We start from the raw sequence: 22,934 nt of genomic DNA on the forward strand, positions 1-22,934 counted from the left end.
GTGTTTTCAAATAAACATCCATTTTTAACCGCTTTATCCCTTGCCTTGGGCTCTGCCATTGCTTTGGGATTGGCGCGCTTCTCTTATGGGCTTCTATTGCCTGTTATGAGAGAAGATTTGGACTGGTCTTACTTGGTCGCTGGCACCATGAACACGGCCAATGCCTTGGGTTACTTCATTGGAGCCCTCAGTTCTCCAGCCATGATGAGGCGCATGTCGGTGCATCACTTCTTCATATCCTCAGCAATCATCACGGGTGTCTTTTTGTTTCTTTCTGGCTGCACAGATCAAACCAGCTTGCTTTTTATCTATCGTGTGATTGCGGGCATTGCTAGTGCCTGGATCTTTGTCGCAGGAGGCGTGCTGATTTCTCAATTGGGCACCATTCACGCTAATAAATCAGGTTTGATGTTGGGTATCTTCTACGCAGGGCCTGGACTTGGTATTGTCTTATCCAGCGTGATCCTCCCGTTCTTTAATGATTGGGGCGTAAAAATATCTTGGGATCACTCTTGGCAGTTATCTTGGTATGCCTTGGGTATCTTGTGTCTGATATTTACTTTGATATTGGTTAAACCAATCAGCTCAATCCCGGCCATTCCGCCAAAGCCAAGTGGAGATTCTGGAACGCCTCTTAAGTCGTATGTACCAGCATTGATGGGCTATTTTATGTTTGGCGTGGGCTATATTGGTTATATGACTTTTGTGGTCGCATTGCTCAAGCAATTGGGTTTGAGTAGCTCAACGCTCAATATCTTTTATGCCATCTTGGGATTTTCTGTCATGGCATCTTCTCGTTTATGGGCGCAGATGTTGGATCGCTTCAAAGGCGGCCAATCTTTGGCTATTTTGAACACGCTTCTTGGTATAGCCAGTTTGATTCCTGCATTGATTGCAATCTATGACATTCCTTTGAGTAATTTGATCTTATTGAGCATCTTTGGATCAGGCGTTTTGTTCGGGGCAGTTTTTCTTTCTGCGGTTGCATCGACCACAGCCTTTGTGAAACACAATATGCCAGCTTCTGACTGGGTTGGAGGCATCACCGCCTTCACCAGTATCTTTGCCGCTGGCCAAATCATTGGCCCAACCATCGCGGGTTGGATTTCTGATGGGCAGGGTGGTTTAGCGCGAGGATTGCTTTTCTCTGGCTTGGCTTTGCTTCTTGGTGGTTTGATCGCCACAAGGCAGAAGCCATTAAGCAATTCTGCTGAAAAATAAGCCTTTTATCTCGCCAATGAGATAATCATGTTTATGACAGTTAGAACACGATTTGCACCAAGCCCAACTGGCTTTATTCACCTAGGTAACCTTCGAAGCGCTTTGTATCCGTGGGCTTTTGCTCGCAAGATGAAAGGCGACTTCATATTGCGTATTGAAGATACCGATCAAGAACGTTCAAGCCAAGAAGCTGTTGATGTGATCATCGAAGGCATGAGTTGGTTGGGTCTTGATATTGATGAAGGCCCGATCTATCAAATGCAACGCATGGATCGCTATCGCGAAGTCATTGCGCAAATGCTCAAAGATGGTTTGGCTTACCCTTGCTACATGAGTGAGGAAGAGCTCAATGCCTTGCGTGAGCAGCAAATGGCCAATAAAGAGAAGCCACGCTATAACGGTTTTTGGCGTCCTGATGCTGGCAAGCAACTGCCAACACCGCCAGCAGATATCAAGCCAGTGATTCGCTTTAAAAACCCCATCGGTGGCAGCGTTGTGTGGGAGGATGCGGTCAAGGGTCGTATTGAGATCAGTAATGATGAGTTAGATGATTTGGTCATTGCCCGTCCTGATGGCACGCCTACTTATAACTTCTGCGTGGTTGTTGATGACTTAGATATGAAGATCACTCATGTGATTCGTGGTGATGATCACGTTAACAACACCCCAAGACAAATTAACATTCTTCAAGCACTTGGCGGATCATTGCCAATTTATGCTCACTTGCCAACCGTGTTAAACGATCAAGGCGAGAAAATGAGTAAACGTAATGGCGCTATGAGCGTGCGTGATTACGAGCGTGATGGTTATATGCCAGAAGCTGTTCTTAATTATTTGGCACGCCTTGGTTGGTCTCATGGAGATGCAGAGGTATTCACCAAAGAACAGTTCGTTGAATGGTTTGATTTGGATCATTTGGGTAAATCGCCAGCCCAACACAATCCTGAAAAATTACTTTGGTTAAATCATCAGTACATTCAGCAAGCTGATGCGGCTGATTTGGCCAAGCGTGCATTGCCGTTTGTTGAAAAATTGGGCATTAAAACTGATGTTGGCCCTGATTTTGTGGGGGTGGTTAACATCCTCAAAGATCGGGCAAATACCCTGATTGAGCTGGCTGAAGGCGCTAGATTGTTCTATATGGACAGGCCTAATCATTCCGCAGCTGATCGACAAGCCAATATCCCTGAATCTGTCCATCCGGTCATCAGTGATCTGATTGCTGAGCTAGAAGCTGGGGATGGCTCAAAAGCAGCTGTTTCAGGCGCTTTTAAAGCTGTTTTGGCCAAACATGGCCTAAAAATGCCAGCTTTGGCCATGCCAGTGCGTTATGCCATGTTTGCCACGACCCAAACTCCAGCCATTGATGCAGTTATCTCTTTGATTGGTATAGAAGAAACAAAACAGCGCTTGCAAAGCGGGATAAAAATAGGCTAGAATTACGGTCTTGATTGCTTGAGCTTACTTTTTTAAGATCATCTAATTAAGGGGCTATAGCTCAGCTGGGAGAGCGCTTGCATGGCATGCAAGAGGTCAGCGGTTCGATCCCGCTTAGCTCCACCAGTAAGCTTAGATCGAAATGTAGTGAAGTAGTGAAATTGCAGTACCGTAAGTCCAGGGTCCCCATCGTCTAGAGGCCTAGGACACCACCCTTTCACGGTGGGTACCGGGGTTCGAATCCCCGTGGGGACGCCAAGTTTTTGGAGCGGTAGTTCAGTTGGTTAGAATACCGGCCTGTCACGCCGGGGGTCGCGGGTTCGAGTCCCGTCCGCTCCGCCAACAAAAAAGCCCTTGTTTTTAAACAAGGGCTTTTTTTATTTCTTTCGCCTTTTAACTTTTTGCACTACTCAAATCAATTACTTGCTACTGCTACTTCTTCTGGCAAATTGACCTGGTTTTTGAGTGTTCATCTTGCGATGAGTTTTCTTCGGGGCAGTGATGGTTGAATCTGATGGCTTCACCTGACCGCTGCGCTTGGTTTGATTGGCACCTCTTGGTGAAGCAGCATTGTGTCTGGCTTGCCCATGTCTTGCTTGACCAGATTTTTGCTGGGCTTGCTGACTTCGTAATTGGATAGGTTGAGCCACTGCGTTAGGGTCTGGTTCAAAACCAGGAACAACTTCTCTTGGCAAACTTTGTTTGATCAAGCGCTCAATGTCTTTCAGCATATCGTGCTCATCAACACAGACGAGTGACACAGCAACACCATTAGAACCAGCTCTGCCAGTTCGACCAATGCGGTGAACATAATCTTCAGGCACATTCGGTAAGTCGTAATTGACCACGTGGGGCAATTGGTCAATATCAATGCCTCGCGCAGCAATGTCGGTTGCTACCAAAGTGATGATCTTGCCAGCTTTAAAGTCTGCCAATGCTTTGGTTCTTGCGGTTTGACTCTTATTGCCGTGGATTGCCATGGCACTGATGCCATTACTTTCTAATTGCAGAACCAATTTATTAGCGCCATGCTTGGTGCGCGTGAAAACCAAAACTTGCTTCCAGTCATTGGACTTGATGAGATGCGCTAGCAGTGGGTGTTTGTTGCCACGATCCACTGGGTGCATTAATTGTGTGATGGCTTCATTGGTGCTGTTGCTTCTTGCTACTTCAATCAATGAAGGAGAGTTCAATAAATCATTAGCAAGCGCTTTGATCTCTGTAGAGAAGGTGGCAGAAAACAATAAGTTTTGACGTTGCTTAGGAAGTGCAGCAAGGATTTTCTTGATATCTCGTAAGAATCCCATATCCAACATTCTGTCGGCTTCATCAAGAATTAATATCTCTACGTGCTGTAAAGAAATCGCGCCTTGACCCATCAGGTCTAAAAGACGTCCTGGTGTTGCCACCAAAATATCTAAGCCAGCTTGAATAGATTTAATTTGTGGATTTGCTCCAACGCCACCAAAAATAACCGCTGATTTGAGCTGCGTGTATTTGCCATAAGTTTGAACAGAGGCATGTACTTGCGCAGCAAGTTCACGAGTTGGAGTCAGTATCAAGCCACGCACTTGTCGGCGACGGCTGGTTTGATTCACAGGAGAAGTTAAGAGGCGCTGTAATACTGGTAGCGTGAAGCCTGCAGTTTTACCAGTGCCAGTTTGAGCAGCTGCTAATAAATCTCCACCATTGAGAATGGCTGGGATTGATTGAGCTTGAATAGGGGTTGGCGTTGTATAGCCATGTTCGTTAATTGCTTTAAGGATAAGTTCAGATAAACCAAGATCTTTGAATTGCATAGGTACCAATAGAGTGATGACCTGTGCTCAGCAAAAAGTAATTTTTGGAAGGTCAATGAATGAACTGCTTAAGAAGAAATGTAGAGCGCAGTTATGAATGCTTACTGATGCTATTTTAGTTCATTGCGCCTTGAATGTCCTATTTATCTTCACTTTGGGGCGATCTCATCAGTTAAAATAGCGCATTCCTTGGATATTCACCGATTATTTCTGGTGAACCATGAAATTATCAATTAACAACCCAGCAGTAGCTGGTATGACTGCTGAAAAATGATCACCTTAAACAATGTATCCCTGCGTCGTGGCGCTAAATTATTGCTTGATAAAGCAACGGTCACGCTCAATCCGGGGGAGAAGGTTGGTTTGGTCGGGCGTAATGGCGCTGGTAAATCAACTTTGTTTGCATTATTGAATGGCACCTTGCATGAAGATGGCGGTGACTTTTCTATTCCTAAAGTATGGCGCATGGCCCAAGTGGCTCAAAACATGCCAGAAACTGAAGAGTCTGCCACTGAGTTCGTGATTGCTGGCGACACTCGCCTGATTGAATTAAGACAAGCGCTAGAAGCTGCAGAATTAGCAGAAGATGGTATGGCCATGGCGCATGCTCACGTTGACTTGGCAGATGCTGGTGAACATGACGCAACATCCAGGGCGCAGGCACTGATTCTTGGTTTGGGTTTTAAGGTCAGTGAACTTGATCAGCCAGTGAACAGTTTTTCTGGTGGTTGGCGCATGCGTTTGCAATTAGCACGTGCATTGATGTGCCCATCGGATTTATTGTTGCTTGATGAGCCAACCAATCACTTGGACTTAGATGCTTTGGTGTGGTTGGAAGCATGGTTGAAGCGCTATGCCGGTACCATGATTGTGATTTCTCATGATAGAGAATTTTTGGATGCCGTGACCAATGTTACCTTGCATATTGAGCATGCCAAATTGAATCGTTACGGTGGCAATTACAGTTCGTTCGAACTCATGCGTGCTCAACAATTAGAGTTGCAACAAGCATCCTTCTCAAAGCAACAAGAAAAAATTGCCCACCTACAAAAGTTCATCACACGCTTTAAAGCCAAAGCGAGTAAAGCCAAGCAAGCGCAGAGTAGAGTCAAAGCTCTTGAGCGCATGGAGAAAATTGCTCCTGTGTTGGCTGATGCTGAGTTCACTTTTGAATTCAAAGAACCACAAAATTTACCGAACCCTATGTTGGCCATCAGCGATGCAAGCTTTGGTTATCAGGTTGATGGTTTTAATAAAGTCATCATCAAAGATGTCAATAAATCAGTCTTAGCTGGTCAAAGGATTGGTATCTTGGGGGCAAACGGCCAAGGTAAATCGACCTTGGTTAAAACCATTGCCAGAACCATGCCTCAACTTGCAGGCACAGTGACTGAGGGCAAGGGTTTGAACATTGGTTACTTTGCTCAGCAAGAGTTAGATGTTTTAAGGTCTGATGACAATCCTTTAGAGCACATGATTCGCTTAGCCAAAGACTTGGGTCCAAATGCTGCTGAATCTGGTCGTGAGCAAGATTTGCGTAACTTCTTAGGCACGTTTAACTTTGCTGGTGATATGGTCAAGCAAGCAGTCGGAACCATGAGCGGTGGTGAGAAGGCTCGCTTGGTTTTGGCGATGATTGTTTGGCAGCGACCTAATTTACTTTTGCTAGACGAGCCAACCAATCACTTGGATCTTGCAACCCGTGAAGCTTTATCAATGGCCTTGAATGAGTTTGAAGGCACTGTGATGTTAGTCAGCCATGATCGCGCCTTGCTGAGAGCCGTTTGTGATGAGTTTTGGTTGGTGGGTCGTGGAGAAATCAAGCCATTTGATGGTGACTTGGATGATTACCAACGCTACTTGCTTGAAGAGTCTAAGAGACTGAGAGAAGAAGCCAAGGTAGAAGAGGCTAAAGTTATTTCTGGGGGTGTCTCTGCGAGTGTTTCTGAAGTTGCTAAGCCGGCTGTCAATATTGCCGTGGAGCCAGTAAAAAAACCAGTGGTTCAAACCAGTGAGCAAAGAAAATTAGAATCTGCCAAACGCCAAGAGATCAATGCCCGCACCAAGCCTTTGAAAAAGCAAATTGATCAAGCTGAAAAATCAATGGCGCAGCTTCAAGCAGAGAAGACTCAATTAGAGTCAAAGTTATTAGAGCCAGTGTCTCCGCAAGAAATTGCGGATATTGGTAAGAAGCTCAAAGTGATCAACGATGAGTTAACTGCGCTTGAAGAAAAATGGCTGGGATGGACTTCTGAGATAGAAGCCATTGAATCTCAAGTATCTTAAATTAGAAAAACTTGGTGTATCTTAAAAAGATGCGGTGCTTATCTTCAAGTGCTGCATTGTTGTCAATGTCTTGACCATATTGCAAGGTGAAGCGGCCAATAGATGAGTTTCTGATAGCGCTGAGTTGATAGCGATGTGATTTGATAGAGTTATTTCGAGCTCCGCCATTAAAAATAGTTTCTCCGCCTTCAGAATAGAAATAAGCAGCAGCAAAACTATATTGCTTGTTCAAGTGGTAAAGAAAACCTGTTTGTGCGCTATATAAAGCTTTTTGCTCCAAAGTGCCAACTGTGTTTGATAGGCGACCCGCATCATTTTTTCCGAACCACAATGTATCAAACGCACTCATCCAATCTAAGTCGGGAGCGATTCTGGTTTGATAGGCAATTTGACCTGCCCATCGATAACGATTCTCGCCCATATTGATGTCTCGACCACTCGAATAACTACCAGTTGGTGTGATCAAATATCCCGCAACTCCCACATAGGTCTTAGATGCTCTATCAACATAGGGCCAGTAGGCAAAAACCAGAGTGGTGTCAATCATGCCGTTATCAGCAGGAAGAGAAGCATAGGCCCCAGATGGATCATTTCTGCCAGTGCCTGTGTGAAGATAGAACAAGGCAGGTTGCTTATTGACTTCAAAAGCTTGGGTATAACGAAATTGCACCTGATTTTGATCGATTCTTGCGTTACTAGCACCAACTCGTTCAGCATTCAAATAAGACAGTTGAACGCTGCGCAAACCAGGAGGTGGTGCAGTGGCATCACCAGGTTGAAGATCGATTGCCCAAGAAGACATAGAAAAACCAGAAGCCACGGCGAATGTGGCAAGTGCAATGGCCTTTGATTTCTTAGCTAATTGATGCATTTTGAATGTAAATTTTTGAGATGGCACATTCTATACTTTTTTGTAACTGACATAAACGATGTCAACTGCGATGTCATCCTATTTGCTGATCAATCGTTAAAGGAAGAGAGGCATCGTTTATGATGACACTGTTAACGCCGGTATGTGCGTCGTTGGTTTGATAAAGGATTGATATGCATCGTGATTTTAAAAAAATTAGCTTGATTGCTTTGATGGCCGCCACATTGGTTGGTTGCGCATCGACACCAGTTGGTCCAAGCTTGGTCATCATGCCAGCGCCTGGTAAGCCCTTTGAGATCTTCCAAAAAGATGATCAAGAGTGCCGCACATATGCTCAAAATTCACTGAACACAACCGCCGATGAGATCGCTGCTAAAAATACGGCAAAAACAGCCATCATTGGCGCTGCAGTTGGTGCTGTAGCAGGTGCGATGGCTGATGGCGGAAGTGCTCGAAATGTGGGTACTGGTGCTGCCGTTGGTTTATTGGGTGGTGCAGCAATGGGTGCTACTGGCGGTAATGAGTCAGCCAAAGAGGTGCAACGTCGTTATGACATCGCTTACCAACAGTGCATGTATTCAAAAGGTCATCAAGTGCCAGGCTACTCTATTCAAAAGCCTGTTGAAGCCGCACCTAAAAAATAAGTTCTCATCAATGTTTATTTGATGAATCAATTGAGAGAGGGTTAAGCCTCCACTGGAGGATGCTCTCTCTCAAATCTCTTGGCAGTTCTCTTGAATAAAATGATCAAGAAGGTGGCTGCAATAGCCAAACTTAAACTGTTGGCAAACCAAAATCCTTGAGCGCCCTGAAGTATCTCTGGCACATTGCCACTCAAGTTAAAACCTAAAATATATCCACCGCCAAGTCCAACACCCCAAAGTGAGAGAGCGTAGATCCACATTGGCCAAAAAGCCACACGATAGCCTCTCAAAATAAATGCGGACGTTACTTGTAAGGCATCAAAGATTTGATAAAAGGCAATGAATAAAAATAATGGTATTGCCATTGATCGAACATCTGCAGATGGGGCGTATAAATCAAGCAAGGGATATCTAAAAATCCAAACCAGCAAGCCAACCAAAACACACAAGGTTGTTGTGAAGACCAATGATGACCAACCAATCTCTTTTGCTAAAGTTGGTTTATCTGCACCTAGTGACTGTGCCACTAAAGTCGATGTAGCAATAGATAATGACAAAGGCAGCATGTATAAAACAGTCCCTAGATTGGCCACAATTTGATGGCCTGCCAAAGGCACAGTTCCTAATTTAGCAATGAACAGCGCCATAAAAGCGAATGATGTCACTTCAATGAGATAGCTCAAACCGATTGGTAAGCCCAACTTTAGGAGCGTGCCAATCTTATGAATGTCTGGTCGGCTGAACTGTTTGTAAACACCAAAAATTTGATAAAACTTGCCTCGATAAACGATGACTAACATCGTCAAGAACCAAAGCCAATTGATGATCACAGTTGCTAGAGCGCAACCTGGACCCCCCATGGCATCAACGCCAAAGCCACCGTAAATTAGCCAAGCATTGAGAGGAATCTTTAAAAATAAACCACCGATTTGTAACCAAGTGACCACTGCAGGTTTAGAAATAGCATTATGAAAAGCCACCAGCACTCTCATGGCTAAACTGGCTGGTAAGCCCCAGGCAACGATCTGTAAATACAAAATGGCTTTTGCTTCAACTTCTGGGCTTGCATTGGCGATTGATAAAAATACCCCAGGGTTCATCAAAATCATCATGCCAAAGATGCTCAGGCCAAGGGATAGCCACCATCCTTGCCTAACTTCTTCACCAATCTCAGGGAAACGTTTGGCACCAAATAATTGACCAGCAATCGGTGCTAGGGCAGAAATAACTCCAGTCAAGCCCACATAAATACTGATAAAAATAGAGCCTGCCATTGCAAGGGCTGCAAGGTCATCAGTGGAGTATCTTGCCACCATGGCAGTGTCCATCACGCCAAAGGCAATCACAGCTAATTGGCCAACCAATAGTGGACCAGCTAATGAAAGTAGGCGGGGGATGTCTCGCTTAAGATTACTGAGCATGACTCAGTACTTTGTACAGTCTTAATCGTTCAGAACGATCACTCACGCGACGATCTTCCCAAATCAGTTCAAGGCTCTTGTTCAGTCTCTTAGCAGTCTTGCGTGCTTCGCCAGGTTGATTGCTGATCCATAGATCGCAATGAACATCATCTTTGAACTTTAATTTTGTGAAGTAAACAAATGAAGCCAATTGACCATCACCCAAATGCATTGAATTGATGCAAACAGATTGCGAAGGCACCACTTGAATTAAACGTTGTGCAACATCACGATATGTTTTTGCATAGTTGATGGTGGGTAGCCAAAGAGTCATCAGCAATACCCAGGTTAAAGTTGTACCAGCTGCAGAAATGACCACTGCACGCCAAATTACTTTTGGAGCTCTTGATGTTCTCCACTTAACAACGCTCACCCACAAAATGGTTACTGCGATGGCTGCAATCAATGCTAACCAGCTAAATTCTGGAACAAAGCCGGGGACTTTCTTGGCAATGTTTCTTGCTAGACCTGCTGGCAAGTTGGTTGTCATCGCAAACCACATGACCCAAATAAAAGCACCAACCAATGTGAAGGTGAGTAAGGCAAACCAATCAATGAAGCTGATCACGCTTCGCTTAATGATAGGAAGGCTGAAGCATGCCCAGATAACCAAGGGTGGAATGATCAAGAGCAAAGATTGTTCGCTGAGAGCCTGCAAATGTGTTTGATAAACCAATACGGCGATCACAATGCCAAGTGGTAAAGCCATATTAGGATTACGAATGCCGCCCAATGGATTGTTGGCACCTTTGCGCCAAAACCAAATACTCCACAATGCCAATGGCCAAACAGGCCAGGCATAGAGCGGTAAGTTTCTGGCTAAAAAGCCCGATGACTTAGCTGAAATAACGATCTGCATTGCATCATTGCTCCACCAAGCTTGCCAAGCAGTTTGCATTTGACCGGTGGTCAAGTCTGAGATCCACCATAGAAATGGCCAAACGCTGATACCTAATAATGCAATTAACCAAGTGCTGGCCAACCATTTGGGGTGAGGCTTGACCTCGCATACGATCAAAGAAATGATCAGGCCGATAAAAATCAACACAAACAACCAAAGTGATGCCGATAGGGCAATGACTGCTAAACCAAGACCTGTCCATAAGCCACCTTGCAGAGGTTTATCTAAACCGCGGACCATGCCATATAAAACAGTTGATACACCTAATAGTTGAGCAAGCGCTGGAGTGGTTTCGTGAGCGCGCAATGCCAAACCAATACAGGCCAAGAAAATCATGAGAGCACTGTCAGCCAGTGTTCTGCCATAGTCTCTTGCTTGCGGTTGGCCACCTAAAGCAAATGCAGTTGGTTGAACTTCCGGACGACGTCCTAATAAGTAAGCAGCGTGCCAGATAGCCGTACAGCTCAAGAAGAAACATCCAGCCGAATAAAGACCTGCGGCGTTTGTTGGCCCCACCACAGGACCAAATAAGCCAATCAAGCTGGCACCTAACCAGTAGGGCAGTGGGCCAGCTAGGATCTCAGTTCTGCCATCAATGTGAGGTAGTAGCCAATCGAGCCATGAGCCATTGGCCAAGGTCCACATGGCCCCAAAACCAGCGGCATCATCATTTTTCCAAGGGTCTCGACCAAAGATCCCCAAGAGTCCGTAAATAGCCGTGATCAACACCAAAACAAAGCGAGGCAATGTTGATGTGGCAGCAGCAGTTAATCGGATGGATCTCATGGAGCTTAAATTTTGACCTGATTAGACAAAAATGAATAGCCTATATGTAAAAAAGGCAGCGTGAGCTGCCTTTTATGATTTCATTGGTAAAGCTGAAATTCTTAGGCAGTTGTTTTGCCTGTAGCTTTTGTACCAAACTTCTGACGGAATTTCTCAACACGACCAGCTGTATCCATGATCTTCTGAGTGCCAGTGTAGAAAGGGTGTGACTCTGAAGAAGTCTCAATCTTAGCCAATGGATACTCTTTACCATCTTCCCACTTGATTGTTTCTTTAGTGTTGATAGTAGAGCGTGTTTTGAAGCTGAAGTTGTTTGATACGTCTAGGAAAACAACTTCTTTGTAATCTGGGTGAATGCCTTGTTTCATTTAAATAGTCCTTTAGCCTGGTAGCCGCCCATCGAAGAATGGGTACTTGCCTGAATTAAAACGAGAATTGTAGCAAAAAATACTAGATATGGGCTTGTTTTGGGCAAAACTGACTGGAAAACCACATTTTCAGCCAGTTTTCACCTGAAATTAGCCCCCGCGACGCATCAATTCAAAGAATTCAGCGTTATTTTTAGTGGATTTGAGCTTATCCACGATGAAGTTCATCGCTTCAATGTCATCCATGTCTGAGATCAGTTTACGTAGAACCCAGATCTTCTGAAGAATTTCAGGCTTAATCAATAGCTCTTCACGACGAGTGCCTGACTTATTCAAGTTGATCGCTGGGTAAACGCGGCGCTCTGCAAGACGGCGTTCCAAATGAACTTCCATGTTGCCAGTACCTTTGAACTCCTCGTAAATCAAGTCGTCCATACGGCTGCCTGTTTCAATCAAGGCTGTTGCAATGATTGTCAAAGAACCACCTTCTTCAATATTTCTGGCTGCACCAAAGAAACGCTTCGGTCTTTGTAGAGCATTCGCATCCACACCGCCCGATAAAACCTTACCTGATGAAGGCACAACCGTGTTGTAAGCGCGGGCCAAACGAGTGATTGAGTCCAACAAGATGATCACATCACGTTTCATTTCAACCAAGCGCTTGGCTTTTTCAATCACCATTTCTGCTACTTGTACGTGGCGCACAGCTGGCTCATCAAACGTTGAGGCAACAACCTCACCTTTAACAGAGCGTTGCATCTCAGTCACTTCTTCTGGACGCTCGTCGACCAATAAAACAATCAACACTGCATCAGGGTGATTGGCTGAAATAGCGTGAGCAATGTGCTGCATCATCACTGTCTTACCAGACTTAGGTGATGCTACTAATAGGGCGCGTTGACCAAAACCAATCGGTGAAATCATGTCAATGATTCGACCAGTTAGATTCTCTTCAGCCTTGATGTCGCGCTCAAGAAGCATCGGACGATCTGGGTGAAGAGGGGTTAAGTTTTCGAACATGATGCGGTTCTTAAGCGCCTCAGGAACAATGCCATTGATCTTGTCTACTTTGACCAAAGCAAAGTAACGTTCACCTTCCTTGGGTGTTCTAACTTCACCCTCTACAGCATCACCGGTATGTAAGTTAAAGCGGCGAATCTGTGCTGGAGAGATATAAATGTCATCTGTAGAAGCCATGTAAGAGGCTTCAGGAGAGCGTAGGAAGCCAAAACCATCAGGCAGAACCTCTAAAACGCCATCACCGAAGATGGTTTCGCCACCTTTGGCACGTTTTTTAAGAATTGCAAACATCAACTCCTGCTTGCGCATGCGTTGGGTATTTTCAATTTCTAGGCCAGTGGCCATTTCAAGAAGGGCAGATACGTGTAGTGCTTTAAGTTCGGTGAGATGCATGTGTGTGGAGTTAGGCTAAAGCCTCAAAGAAAGAACAAGATTTTGGAATGTTTGATTAGAACAGGACGTTCTATCAGCTGTTGGGGGAATTCTACACCCTAAATTAAAAAAAGAGCAAATAAAGTGGTCAAGCAGGATGAGGAGCTCTTTAGGTGAGCTCCTCAGATATCAATATTTAGATATGGCTATCCAAAAATGCAGTCAACTGAGACTTAGACAAAGCGCCAACCTTTTGAGCAGCTACTGTGCCATTTTTGAACAAAATCAAAGTTGGGATACCGCGGATACCAAATTGAGCTGGAATACCTTGGTTTTCATCAACGTTCATTTTTGCAATTTGTACCTTGTCGCCATACTCTTTGGCAACTTCCTCAAGGATTGGGCCAATCATTTTGCAAGGACCGCACCATTCAGCCCAGAAGTCGAGCAAAACGGGTTTATCAGATTTCATCACATCTTGATCAAAAGATGCATCACTCACGTATTTAATTGCGTCACTCATAAGAGTCCTTTGGTATTAATTGTTTTAATTATGATTGGTTGTAAATCTCATTTTTTGATAATTCACCAATAACAAGCAATATATTATCAATAAGTGCTTCTTTGTGCATACTTCTACTTCAATGCCTTATTTCAAACACCACCTTTTAACCCCAGATGACCAGGTATTAAATACCTTGGCTGATCTCGTTTGGACGGTGACCAAGGAAGAGCAGCGCAGTCCATTGGTGATTTTGAGTACATCAGGCCCTGCATACAGCTTAAGACAGGCTCTTGAAAAGCGTCGACCATCTGCATTGCCTTCAAATTTGGTGTTTTTGCCTAGAGTGCTCGGTCTGGCTCAATGGTTAAAGGAAACCCCTGGTTTAAAAGCAGAAGGTGTTCAGAAAACTGATTTAGAGCGTTGGTATGAGGTGTATCGAGCTTTAAGCGATAGACCGCAGTTAAGTTCTTTGCTAATGGATAGTTCCGATGCCTCTAAATGGTCATTAGCTAAGAAAGTCATTGAGGTCTGTGATTTGCTATCAGACGCTACCTTGAGTGTTTTTGATGAAGTGCTTGAGTCTGCTTTGAGTCATGCCATTGCAGAGGTATATCAAGGAGCCTCTAAACAGATTGTTGAAGTTGAAGCGCGCATCGTATTGGCGTTTTGGGAGAATCTGAGTAGTGCACAAGATCCTGTGGTGAGGCAGCGGCGAGCCATGGGCTTGAGAATTGCTCAAATCAAGCAAGTAATGAGTGATCCTCAACATACTCTTAATGACTCTCCGCTTATCTTTATTCAAACTGCACAAGCCAGCCCTGGTTTTGAAAAAGCAATTGAGCAAGTTTGGCAAGCTCATGCATCAGTAACAGCGTTCCACCATTGTTCGCTGGATTATTCAAATGTGGCACTTTGGCCAGAGTGCTTAACTGGTGTAGATGATCCAAAAGCAGTGATTCAAAAGAATCGCGATGGCTTTTTTGATGCAGACCAGCAGGCCTCCCAACGTGATCGCCGCATTTTCAAGGCTCAGGGTTTTGAGGATGCTGCTTGGCAGGGCGCCGGCGCGATAGAGAAATTATTACAAGATGGACATCAGCACATTGCATTGATAGCGCAGGATCGTTTGGTCGCTCGTCGTATGAGGGCGTTACTGGCAAGATTTGGTGATGGTTTATCAGTGCATGATGAAACTGGTTGGAAGCTATCAACCACCAGAGCTGCTGCATCTGTGATGTCTTGGATGGATGTGGTTCGTCATCCACCTGGTCCTTCTTCTGTTGAGTTAATGGATTTTCTGAAAAATCCTTACATCGATTGGTCGGTGTTTGGAATTGTTCATGATCAAGCTTCTGATTGCTTGAGCTTCCTAGAGCAACGCTTGATTGAAGCAGATGTCAGAGGATCTTGGTCTGGTTTCATCTTGGCTCTAGATTCTGATAACGATGAAACAAATACTTTGGTCAGCATCATTCGCAAGCTTAAAAGCCAAAGCAACCGCTGGCAATCTGCATCTAACTCTTGCCTTGCTTGGTTAGATCTCCTTGAACAAGATTTACTTGATTTAGGCATGTCTGCGGCACTATCTCAAGACATTGCGGGTCAGCAGCTATTGGCGTCGCTATCTCCGATGAGGCTTTTGAATCAACATCCCATGAAGCAGGTGGAGTGGTTGTCTTTGTTAAGTTCGATGCTGGAAGATGCCAGTTATATTGAAAGCAATCCGCGGCAGAGTGCCAGCGTCACCATCTTGCCGCTCAGTGCTACACGTTTGAGACGATTTGATGCTTGGGTCATGGTGGGGTGCGATGACACTCAGTTGCCATCACTATCAGACAGTCCGATGTTTTTATCGGCACAACTCAAAAAATTATTGGGCTGTAAAACTCAAGAAGCTGAATTCATTCAGCAAGCGATGGATTTATCTCAGCTGATGATGTCTCATCAACACTGGCGAATGATTTGGCAGTCGGTGGGCGCCACTGGCGAACCAAGGCAGCCATCGCCATGGCTGCAAAGACTCTATGTCAATCATGCGGAGCTATTAAAAGACAAGCTTGAGGTGCTGCCTACAGCCTATGAGGCAAAGCCCATCAGCCAACCAAAACCAAGTTTGCCTAATAACTTTATCAAGCCAGCAAGCATCAGCCCAAGCGCTTATCGAGCTTTAAGAGAATGTCCTTATCGTTATTACGTGACCAGATTGTTGGGACTCAGAGAGCGGAGTGGCTTGGATGCCGAAGTTGATTTGAGTTTGGTGGGGAAAACACTTCATGCTGCTTTGTATGATTTTTATCATGGCTTAAAAACTCAAGTACTTGAAACAGACAACATTTACGAGCGCACCAAATTATTAAAGCAACGTTTGTATGCCATCTCTCATAAACATTTCAAACCATTGCTTGAGGTGGATGGGCGATGGTTGGCTGCATGGATCGAGTGGGAGACTTTGATTCCATCATGGATTGATTGGCACATTCAACGTGAGCAATCTGGATGGTTGTTCCATGATGGTGAAAAGCAGGTTGGCTTTGATTTGCAGACTCGTTTTGGTGAAATACGTGTTTCAGGGTTTGTTGATCGTTTAGATATTCATCCGCAAAATGGCGTTGAAGTGATTGACTACAAATTCAGCAGTAAGAACTCAATCACCAAAAAGAAAAACAATCTCCAAGATGATCCTCAGTTGGTCATTTACGCTAAAGCAGTGAATGAACATGACATGGTGAATCTTCAACCCACAACCACCGCCTCATGGATTTCTGTGAAGGAAGATGATGCGCGTGTTGAGGTTGACGATTTGCAAAGCGAAATGAAAGAACTTCCAGCGCAAATGATCGCTGATATTGAATCCCTTTGGGGAGGTTCTCCAATGGCGGCAAGCGCACCCGATAGTATTTGTCAGTATTGTCAGGCACGGGGCATTTGTCGCAAAGGAATGTGGTCATGATTGATCAACTGATCCTTGATTCATGCGATCCCGATCAATCGGTGGTGGTCGAAGCTTGCGCTGGTAGTGGCAAAACATGGCTGCTGGTATCGCGCATCATTCGATTATTGCTGGCTGGCGCAAAGCCCAGTGAAATTCTTGCCATCACATTCACTCGTAAAGCAGCTCAAGAAATGCGTGGGCGTTTGGACCAGGTTCTTTTGCAGTTTGCTAATTGCCCAGAAGAAGAGCTCATTGGGGAGCTATTAGCTCGCGGATTATCGGCAGAAAAAGCCAGATTGGCCATGCCTAAAGCCAGAGTATTGTTTGAAGAAGTTTTATCAGACCCTCGTCCTTTGAATGTTGAAACTTTCCATGGTTGGTTCAGTAGTCTTTTGCGTGGCTCACCCCTTGGTTCTGGAGTTCCTCAGGGTTTGAAACTTCGAGACGATTTCAAAAGACTACAAGACGAGTGTTTAGAGGATTGGTGGACAAATTTGCCATCAAACAGCAACACCGCTGTGCGTGCTGCTTATGAGCTTCTTGTGAAAGAACTAAAAGCCAATAATGCCAATGACCTCTTGATTGGCTCAAAAGGTTTTTTAACTGTTAAAGCAGAGTGGTGGAGTTATCTAGAGGATTGTAAAAAGCAGGGCGCGAATCCAATGCAAGCCATCAGTGATCGCTCTGATTGGTTGGCAATTCAAGATCCACTCAAAGTCATGTTGGATGATTCTCAAGCATTGATGAATTTGATGAGCTTGGCCAGCCACTTAAAAAATGGTGGATCGAATGATCAAAAGTATGCCAATGCAATTGATGATGCGCTTAAGAAACAAGCTCATGGTTTTTCAGCAGACGATGTGGCTGCGGCTTTAAGACCGGCTTTCTTGACTGCTGAATTTGAACCTCTGGCTAAGTTGTTGGCGTCTGAGGCTGTAAAAAAATCTCTCAAGCAACTGAGTGATGCTCAAAACATAGAACAGCAAATCAATAACACCCGGCAGACCTGGGCGCAAGCCATGTACGACCATTATTGCTGGGAGGCTGATCACCGGGCTCACCGAATTCATCAAGCGTGGATCACCATCGGTGTGGACATGTTGAGACACTATCAGGCAAAAAAAGAAATCATGCGGGTTCAGGACTTCTCTGATCTGGAGGCTTACACCGCAAAATTAATGCTCAAATCAGATGTGGCTAATTATTTGCAAGCCAGACTCGACGCCAAGTACAAACATTTGCTCGTCGATGAGTTTCAAGACACCAATCCATTGCAGTGGCAGATTCTCCTGTCTTGGTTAAATGCCTATGGTGAAGAAGAGAACAGGCCATCCATCTTTTTGGTCGGAGATCCTAAGCAATCAATCTATCGTTTTAGACGAGCAGACGTTCGTTTATTCGGTGAGGCTAAAAATTACTTGCATAAACAGTTCAAGGCCAAGATCCATTCTTTTAATAAGACCCGACGCAATAGTTCGGCAGTGATCAAGGCAGTGAATAATGTTTTTGCTTTGTCGGATGTGCCAAAGAATTATCCATTTCAATCTCAAGAGCGAAATCCTGGCGCGAAAGATAGTTATGGCCCAGGTGAAGTCTGGCGCTTACCTTTGATTGGTTCGCAAGAAATCAATCAACATCAATCAAGAAATGCTCTTGAACATCCGTTTATTGATGTTGCCAAACAAACAAAAGCGCAGCAAAGTTTTGATGAAGCTTTGCAGGTGGCTCAGTTAATTCAAGAAATCAAAAAACAGAAAAGTGCTAATTGGGGAGACTTTTTGATTTTGCTGAGATCAAGGACTCATCTCGCGCAAATTGAAAGAGCCTTTAGGGCGATGGGTATCCCATGCGATAGCCCAAGGCAAGGGGGATTGTTGCGAACCCTTGAAGCTGAAGACATGGTGGCCTTGTTATCTGTTTTGATCACGCCTGGCGATGATCTGGCGCTGGCCCAAGTGTTGCGTTCTCCCATCTATGGATTGACTGATGAAGAGCTATTGGCTTTGTTGACAGCTAAGCAATCTCAAGAGATTCATTCTTTATGGCAATTGATTTCATCTCCTGAGAATCCAAAGCATCAGATTTATTTAGATATCTCAGCTTGGGCTGAGTTGTCTAAAAAACTGCCTGTTCATGATTTACTCGACCATATTTATGCTGAGGGACAAATTCGTTTGCGTTATGCAAGCTCCGCACCAAACTTGCAGCGCGATCAAGTGCTATCAAACTTAGATGCATTCTTATCTCTGGCACTCAACCTGGATGGTGGACGTTACCCAAGTTTGTCTAGATTCATCAATGAGTTGAAAAAAATCAAACGTGGTGCTGAGGAAGAAAGTCCGGATGAAGGCGAATCATCAGGCGAAGATGATGTTGATGAAGAATCTGAGATATCTGAGAAGCGCGTCAGAATTCTGACCATTCATGCTGCCAAGGGTCTCGAATCTCGCTTTGTCTTCTTGATGAACACCAACACAAATAAGTCTGGCAAAGATAATGTGGGTGTCTTGATGAACTGGTTGCCGGGCAGTGATGCGCCTGATCATATTTCCCCAACATTTTCCGCAAAGCCCAAAGATCCAGCCCGTGAATCTTTGAGAGAGCAAGAAGATCAAATTGCTCAAATCGAAAATTGGAACCTTCTCTATGTTGCTTTGACTAGAGCAAAAGAGGCTGTGTATATATCTGGAGCTGCGAATAAAGGCGATCCAAAGGGTGATGCCGCAATTGCCAAAAATAGTTGGTATGACCGCTTAGCAAGAGCTGGGGTTGATCTGATGCCTGATTCGTTAGAGTCAGAAATTAATCTTCTTGATCAAAAAATAAGTCCGGTAACTGCTAACATCAATCACTCTTTTGAGTCATTTCAGTCCTTTGCTGATTTCAATGTTTCTTGGCGCGGCGAAGCCAATAGAAGTATCCGTTTTGATGAAGAGTTGGTCAGCGTTGATCAGCAACGCATGATTGATTTAGGTGTGGCTTTCCATGCTGTGATGGAACATGTCATGCGGACTGGCATTCGCAATTCATCAGAAATGCCAAGTGCAGAAGAAATCACTGCTTGGCTCAATATCAGCGCCGAGTTGGCAATGAAGGCAAGGCACTGTGCTTTGAATGTTCTGAATTCAACTAAAACCAAGAACTTTTTCTTTAATCCAGCAATTCAAGCTTCATGGGAGGAGTTGGATGTTGCTGACTCAAATGGAAGATTGCTGAGGATTGACCGACTGATTGAGTTACCTGACCAGTTGATTATTTTGGATTACAAACTTTCTATTCCAGACCCCGCAAGCGAGCTATTCACTCAATACGATGCTCAGATGAGTACTTATAGAAAGTGTGTGGCTGGTTTGAGGTCGGATAAGTCTATAAAAACTTATTTATTGGGCGCAAACGGAGATGTTTTAGAGATGGGTTCTGCTAAATGAACCAGGCAAATAGACAATCAATCGATTGGGAATTGTCAGAAAAACCCCTAAAAACCTTGATTAAACAAGTTAGTAGGTGGACGAGCCTGACCCTCGGCACTGGCAGTACTTGGCTTTGGCTGCTTCGTTCCCGACCTGACCAGGTTACCAAGCCACCATGCGAGGAGGCCCGTCCTCTGACATTCTACTGCCTTCTACTTGTAGAATGACAATATGACTGCATTAGCTTTAGCCCGAAAGTGGCGCCCAAGAGATTTTTCAACCTTAGTTGGCCAAGAACACGTGGTCAAAGCTTTGACCCATGCCCTTGATCAGCAACGCTTACACCACGCCTGGTTATTCACGGGCACTAGGGGGGTTGGTAAAACAACGATTTCTCGTATTTTGGCCAAGGCCCTCAATTGCACAGGTGCGGATGGTCAAGGTCAAATGACTTCACAGCCTTGTGGCAAGTGCCCAGCTTGTACTGAAATTGATGCTGGAAGATATGTCGATTACATAGAAATGGACGCGGCGAGTAATCGTGGTGTGGATGATATGGCTCAATTGCTTGAGAAAGCCATGTATGCACCAAGCAGTGCCCGATTCAAGGTCTACATGATTGACGAGGTTCACATGCTCACGGGTCATGCATTCAATGCAATGCTGAAAACCCTGGAAGAGCCACCGCCTCACGTTAAATTTATCTTGGCAACCACTGATCCACAAAAGATTCCTGTGACAGTTTTATCGCGTTGCTTGCAATTCAATTTAAAACAAATGCCAGTGCCTTCAATTGTTGAGCATTTAGAAAAAATTCTAGAGTCTGAGCAAGTTAAGTCTGACATTGGTGCATTGCGCATTTTGGCCAAAGCAGCCCAAGGCTCGATGCGTGATGCTTTATCTCTAACTGATCAGGCAATTGCTTATGCTGCAGGACCAGTGAGTGAATCTGCTGTGCGTGCCATGTTGGGTACATTGGATGAAACATATTTAATCCAAATTTTGGATGCTTTGAGAACTGGTGATGGCGCCTCATTGATTGCGATTGCAGACGAAATGGCTGCCAGAAGCTTATCTTTCTCCTTGGCGCTCCAAGACCTTGCTTCCTTGTTACAAAAGATTGCCGTGGGTCAAACAGTGCCATCAGCAGTTTTAGATGATTGGCCTGAAGCATCAGAAGTCAGACGTTTGGCCACTCAGTTTGGCAAAGAAGATATTCAGTTGTATTACCAAATTGCTATCACCAGCCGTCCAGATCTTTCTTTGGCACCCGATGAGCAAACTGGTTTCACCATGGCACTTTTGCGCATGTTGGCTTTTAAACCGGGTGATGGTTCGGGTTCAGTTAAATCTAGTCAATCAAATCAAGCGCCAAGAGCAGGTGGAACTTCTATCAGTTCCGCTGCCAAAGCAGCTGCAGCACCTAAGATGGCTACAACAGCTGCACCAGTGGCACCAGTAGCTCCGGTCGCCTCAGCACCTCAATCAACAGCTCCAAAATCATCTCCTGTGAGTTACAACTCAGAAGATCCAGATTGGCAATCATGGATGAAGGCTTTGCCGGTGAGAGGTTTGTTGCAACAGTTGGCATTTCAAACTGAACTGCAAAGCTGGAATGAGCAGGGCGATACAGTCAAAGCAACTGTGATCGTAGGCATGCCTCAGCTTGCGAGTAAAGAGAACGTCTCGCGCTTGCAAGAAGCTTTATCTAACCACCTTGGTAAATCTGTCACGATTTTGATTGAGACAGGTAAAGCAAATCATTCCATCGCAGCTGTGGAGGCAAAGATCAAGCAAGAAAAACAAGAGGGTGCGGAAGAGTCGATTGCCAACGATGATTTTGTCAAAACGATTCAGGCTGAATTCGGTGCCACAGTTGTTCCTGGCAGCATTCGTCCCATTCAATAATTACTTATAAAACCAAATATTCATTCGGAGAAATAAAGCATGATGAAAGGTAATATCGCTGGCTTGATGAAGCAAGCTCAGCAGATGCAAGAAAACATGAAGCGCGCTCAGGCAGAGCTTGAGGCTCTAGAAGTTGTTGGTCAGGCCGCGGGTGGCTCTGTCAAAGTAACGATGACAGGTAAGCACGCATTGAAGCGCGTTGAGATTGCTGACACTGCCATGGATGACAAAGAAATGCTTGAAGACTTATTGGTGACTGCTTATGCAGATGCTTATCGTCAAATTGAGCAGGTATCAAGTCAAAAGATGTCTGGTGCGACGGCTGGTATGCCAATGCCACCAGGCTTTAAGTTGCCGTTTTGAGATTGTTAGCGAATAGTCACAATGTCAGAAAATAGATCACCTGATCAAGCTCAAGATGCTTTGCAGCGAATGGTGCAAGCTTTGAGAGCATTGCCAGGTGTCGGGCCGAAGTCTGCGCAGCGAATGGCTTTTCATCTTCTGCAGCATGATCGCAATGGTGCTGCGGTACTGGGCCAAAGTTTGCTGGATGCGGTCAACCATATTCAGCATTGTTCATCGTGTAACACTTTTTCAGAGTTAAATATTTGTAGCACTTGCGCTGATGAGCGACGTGACCCAAGTATTTTGTGTGTGGTTGAAACTCCCGCGGATCAATTGATGGTTGAGCAAACCTTGACTTACAAAGGTCTGTATTTTGTCTTGATGGGCAGACTTTCTCCATTAGACGGTTTGGGTCCGAATGAAATTCATTTGGATCGATTGATTGAGCGCGTTGAGAAAAGCCCTGTGCCAGTTAAGGAGGTGGTGTTGGCAACCAACTTCACCAGTGAAGGTGAGGCCACTGCCCACTATATTGGTGAAATCATGAAGGTGCGCAACATCAAAGTATCAAGAATTGCCAGAGGTGTTCCAGTGGGTGGTGAGCTCGAGTATGTTGATGCCAGCACCTTAGCAAGAGCGATGATGGATCGTCGCTCAGTCAGTTAATTT

At 44.8% G+C, this 22,934-nt stretch carries 16 protein-coding genes, 3 tRNA genes and 1 other RNA gene; 12 read left to right on the forward strand and 8 right to left on the reverse strand.

Going from position 1 to position 22,934, the window contains the following annotated elements; all coding sequences use genetic code 11:
* The 5 genes from GQ367_RS03805 to GQ367_RS03825 all read left to right on the forward strand — a co-directional run bounded on the left by GQ367_RS03805 (position 1) and on the right by GQ367_RS03825 (position 3,000).
* The gene (locus GQ367_RS03805; RefSeq protein ID WP_215291607.1) at positions 1–1,221 is read left to right on the forward strand and encodes a YbfB/YjiJ family MFS transporter; all 1,221 of its coding nucleotides are present in this window, start codon (positions 1–3) and stop codon (positions 1,219–1,221) included.
* A 27-nt stretch (positions 1,222–1,248) separates the two neighbouring features.
* Entirely contained in the window at positions 1,249–2,658 is a 1,410-nt protein-coding gene (gltX, locus tag GQ367_RS03810) for a glutamate--tRNA ligase (RefSeq protein WP_215291609.1), read from the forward strand.
* 50 nt (positions 2,659–2,708) lie between these two features.
* Positions 2,709–2,784, forward strand: a tRNA-Ala gene (locus tag GQ367_RS03815).
* A 56-nt stretch (positions 2,785–2,840) separates the two neighbouring features.
* Positions 2,841–2,916 (forward strand) — tRNA-Glu (locus GQ367_RS03820).
* Between the two features lie 7 nt (positions 2,917–2,923).
* Positions 2,924–3,000: transfer RNA gene (locus GQ367_RS03825), tRNA-Asp, on the forward strand.
* 77 nt (positions 3,001–3,077) lie between these two features.
* Here the strand turns inward: GQ367_RS03825 and GQ367_RS03830 are convergent.
* Positions 3,078–4,457 (reverse strand): DEAD/DEAH box helicase, encoded by a 1,380-nt coding sequence (locus tag GQ367_RS03830; protein ID WP_215291611.1) that lies wholly within the window; start codon positions 4,455–4,457, stop codon positions 3,078–3,080.
* Between the two features lie 270 nt (positions 4,458–4,727).
* Here GQ367_RS03830 and GQ367_RS03835 point away from each other — a divergent pair, with 270 nt between their 5' ends.
* Positions 4,728–6,743, forward strand: a complete 2,016-nt coding sequence (locus tag GQ367_RS03835; protein WP_215291613.1) for an ABC-F family ATP-binding cassette domain-containing protein — start codon at positions 4,728–4,730, stop codon at positions 6,741–6,743.
* A gap of 1 nt (position 6,744) precedes the next feature.
* Here GQ367_RS03835 and GQ367_RS03840 read toward each other — a convergent pair whose 3' ends face one another.
* A complete protein-coding gene (locus tag GQ367_RS03840; RefSeq protein WP_215291614.1) occupies positions 6,745–7,614 on the reverse strand; it encodes a transporter in 870 nt (289 codons plus the stop codon).
* A gap of 173 nt (positions 7,615–7,787) precedes the next feature.
* Here GQ367_RS03840 and GQ367_RS03845 point away from each other — a divergent pair, with 173 nt between their 5' ends.
* Positions 7,788–8,258: a glycine zipper family protein gene (locus GQ367_RS03845; RefSeq protein WP_215291616.1), complete on the forward strand. Its 471-nt coding sequence runs from the start codon at positions 7,788–7,790 to the stop codon at positions 8,256–8,258.
* A 41-nt stretch (positions 8,259–8,299) separates the two neighbouring features.
* On the opposite strand, the gene GQ367_RS03850 is transcribed toward GQ367_RS03845, so the two are convergent.
* From GQ367_RS03850 to trxA, 5 genes are all read right to left on the reverse strand, one after another.
* Entirely contained in the window at positions 8,300–9,679 is a 1,380-nt protein-coding gene (locus GQ367_RS03850) for an MATE family efflux transporter (RefSeq protein ID WP_215291617.1), read from the reverse strand.
* On the reverse strand, positions 9,669–11,405 hold the full coding sequence (locus tag GQ367_RS03855) for a glycosyltransferase family 39 protein (protein WP_215291619.1): 1,737 nt from the start codon (positions 11,403–11,405) through the stop codon (positions 9,669–9,671). Before GQ367_RS03855 ends, GQ367_RS03850 begins: the two co-directional genes overlap by 11 nt.
* A 101-nt stretch (positions 11,406–11,506) precedes the next feature.
* The gene (locus GQ367_RS03860; protein ID WP_089516560.1) at positions 11,507–11,773 is read right to left on the reverse strand and encodes a type B 50S ribosomal protein L31; all 267 of its coding nucleotides are present in this window, start codon (positions 11,771–11,773) and stop codon (positions 11,507–11,509) included.
* 150 nt (positions 11,774–11,923) lie between these two features.
* Positions 11,924–13,186: a transcription termination factor Rho gene (gene rho / locus GQ367_RS03865; RefSeq protein WP_215291620.1), complete on the reverse strand. Its 1,263-nt coding sequence runs from the start codon at positions 13,184–13,186 to the stop codon at positions 11,924–11,926.
* Positions 13,187–13,361: 175 nt separating this feature from the next.
* Positions 13,362–13,688, reverse strand: coding sequence for a thioredoxin TrxA (gene trxA / locus GQ367_RS03870; RefSeq protein ID WP_089516562.1), 327 nt, complete (start codon positions 13,686–13,688; stop codon positions 13,362–13,364).
* Between the two features lie 103 nt (positions 13,689–13,791).
* Here trxA and GQ367_RS03875 point away from each other — a divergent pair, with 103 nt between their 5' ends.
* Entirely contained in the window at positions 13,792–16,620 is a 2,829-nt protein-coding gene (locus GQ367_RS03875) for a PD-(D/E)XK nuclease family protein (protein WP_215291622.1), read from the forward strand.
* Positions 16,617–20,030, forward strand: a complete 3,414-nt coding sequence (locus GQ367_RS03880) for an exodeoxyribonuclease V subunit beta (protein WP_215291630.1) — start codon at positions 16,617–16,619, stop codon at positions 20,028–20,030. The genes GQ367_RS03875 and GQ367_RS03880 overlap by 4 nt, the downstream gene beginning before the upstream one ends.
* A gap of 76 nt (positions 20,031–20,106) precedes the next feature.
* Here the strand turns inward: GQ367_RS03880 and ffs are convergent.
* Positions 20,107–20,204, reverse strand: an RNA gene (gene ffs / locus GQ367_RS03885) — signal recognition particle sRNA small type.
* 39 nt (positions 20,205–20,243) lie between these two features.
* Between ffs and dnaX the strand changes: the two genes are divergently transcribed.
* Genes dnaX through recR form a run of 3 tightly spaced genes read left to right on the forward strand, consistent with a single transcriptional unit; the run spans position 20,244 to position 22,931 of the window.
* A complete protein-coding gene (gene dnaX / locus GQ367_RS03890) occupies positions 20,244–21,920 on the forward strand; it encodes a DNA polymerase III subunit gamma/tau (RefSeq protein WP_215291632.1) in 1,677 nt (558 codons plus the stop codon).
* Between the two features lie 39 nt (positions 21,921–21,959).
* A complete protein-coding gene (locus tag GQ367_RS03895; RefSeq protein ID WP_215291634.1) occupies positions 21,960–22,283 on the forward strand; it encodes a YbaB/EbfC family nucleoid-associated protein in 324 nt (107 codons plus the stop codon).
* Positions 22,284–22,304: 21 nt separating this feature from the next.
* A complete protein-coding gene (gene recR / locus GQ367_RS03900) occupies positions 22,305–22,931 on the forward strand; it encodes a recombination mediator RecR (protein WP_215291636.1) in 627 nt (208 codons plus the stop codon).
* Positions 22,932–22,934: the final 3 nt, after the last annotated feature.

It is taken from the genome of Polynucleobacter sp. MWH-CaK5, from assembly GCF_018687615.1.
Taxonomy (GTDB): domain Bacteria; phylum Pseudomonadota; class Gammaproteobacteria; order Burkholderiales; family Burkholderiaceae; genus Polynucleobacter.

Excerpts from the sequence above, each read along its gene's own strand:
- GQ367_RS03860 (WP_089516560.1), bottom strand. The coding sequence starts at position 11,773 with ATGAAACAAGGCATTCACCCAGATTACAAAGAAGTTGTTTTCCTAGAC.
- GQ367_RS03830 (WP_215291611.1), bottom strand. The coding sequence starts at position 4,457 with ATGCAATTCAAAGATCTTGGTTTATCTGAACTTATCCTTAAAGCAATT.
- dnaX (WP_215291632.1), top strand. The coding sequence starts at position 20,244 with ATGACTGCATTAGCTTTAGCCCGAAAGTGGCGCCCAAGAGATTTTTCA.
- GQ367_RS03880 (WP_215291630.1), top strand. The coding sequence starts at position 16,617 with ATGATTGATCAACTGATCCTTGATTCATGCGATCCCGATCAATCGGTG.
- GQ367_RS03835 (WP_215291613.1), top strand. The coding sequence starts at position 4,728 with ATGATCACCTTAAACAATGTATCCCTGCGTCGTGGCGCTAAATTATTG.
- GQ367_RS03845 (WP_215291616.1), top strand. The coding sequence starts at position 7,788 with ATGCATCGTGATTTTAAAAAAATTAGCTTGATTGCTTTGATGGCCGCC.
- GQ367_RS03855 (WP_215291619.1), bottom strand. The coding sequence starts at position 11,405 with ATGAGATCCATCCGATTAACTGCTGCTGCCACATCAACATTGCCTCGC.
- gltX (WP_215291609.1), top strand. The coding sequence starts at position 1,249 with ATGTTTATGACAGTTAGAACACGATTTGCACCAAGCCCAACTGGCTTT.
- GQ367_RS03840 (WP_215291614.1), bottom strand. The coding sequence starts at position 7,614 with ATGCATCAATTAGCTAAGAAATCAAAGGCCATTGCACTTGCCACATTC.
- GQ367_RS03895 (WP_215291634.1), top strand. The coding sequence starts at position 21,960 with ATGATGAAAGGTAATATCGCTGGCTTGATGAAGCAAGCTCAGCAGATG.
- rho (WP_215291620.1), bottom strand. The coding sequence starts at position 13,186 with ATGCATCTCACCGAACTTAAAGCACTACACGTATCTGCCCTTCTTGAA.
- GQ367_RS03850 (WP_215291617.1), bottom strand. The coding sequence starts at position 9,679 with ATGCTCAGTAATCTTAAGCGAGACATCCCCCGCCTACTTTCATTAGCT.
- recR (WP_215291636.1), top strand. The coding sequence starts at position 22,305 with ATGTCAGAAAATAGATCACCTGATCAAGCTCAAGATGCTTTGCAGCGA.
- trxA (WP_089516562.1), bottom strand. The coding sequence starts at position 13,688 with ATGAGTGACGCAATTAAATACGTGAGTGATGCATCTTTTGATCAAGAT.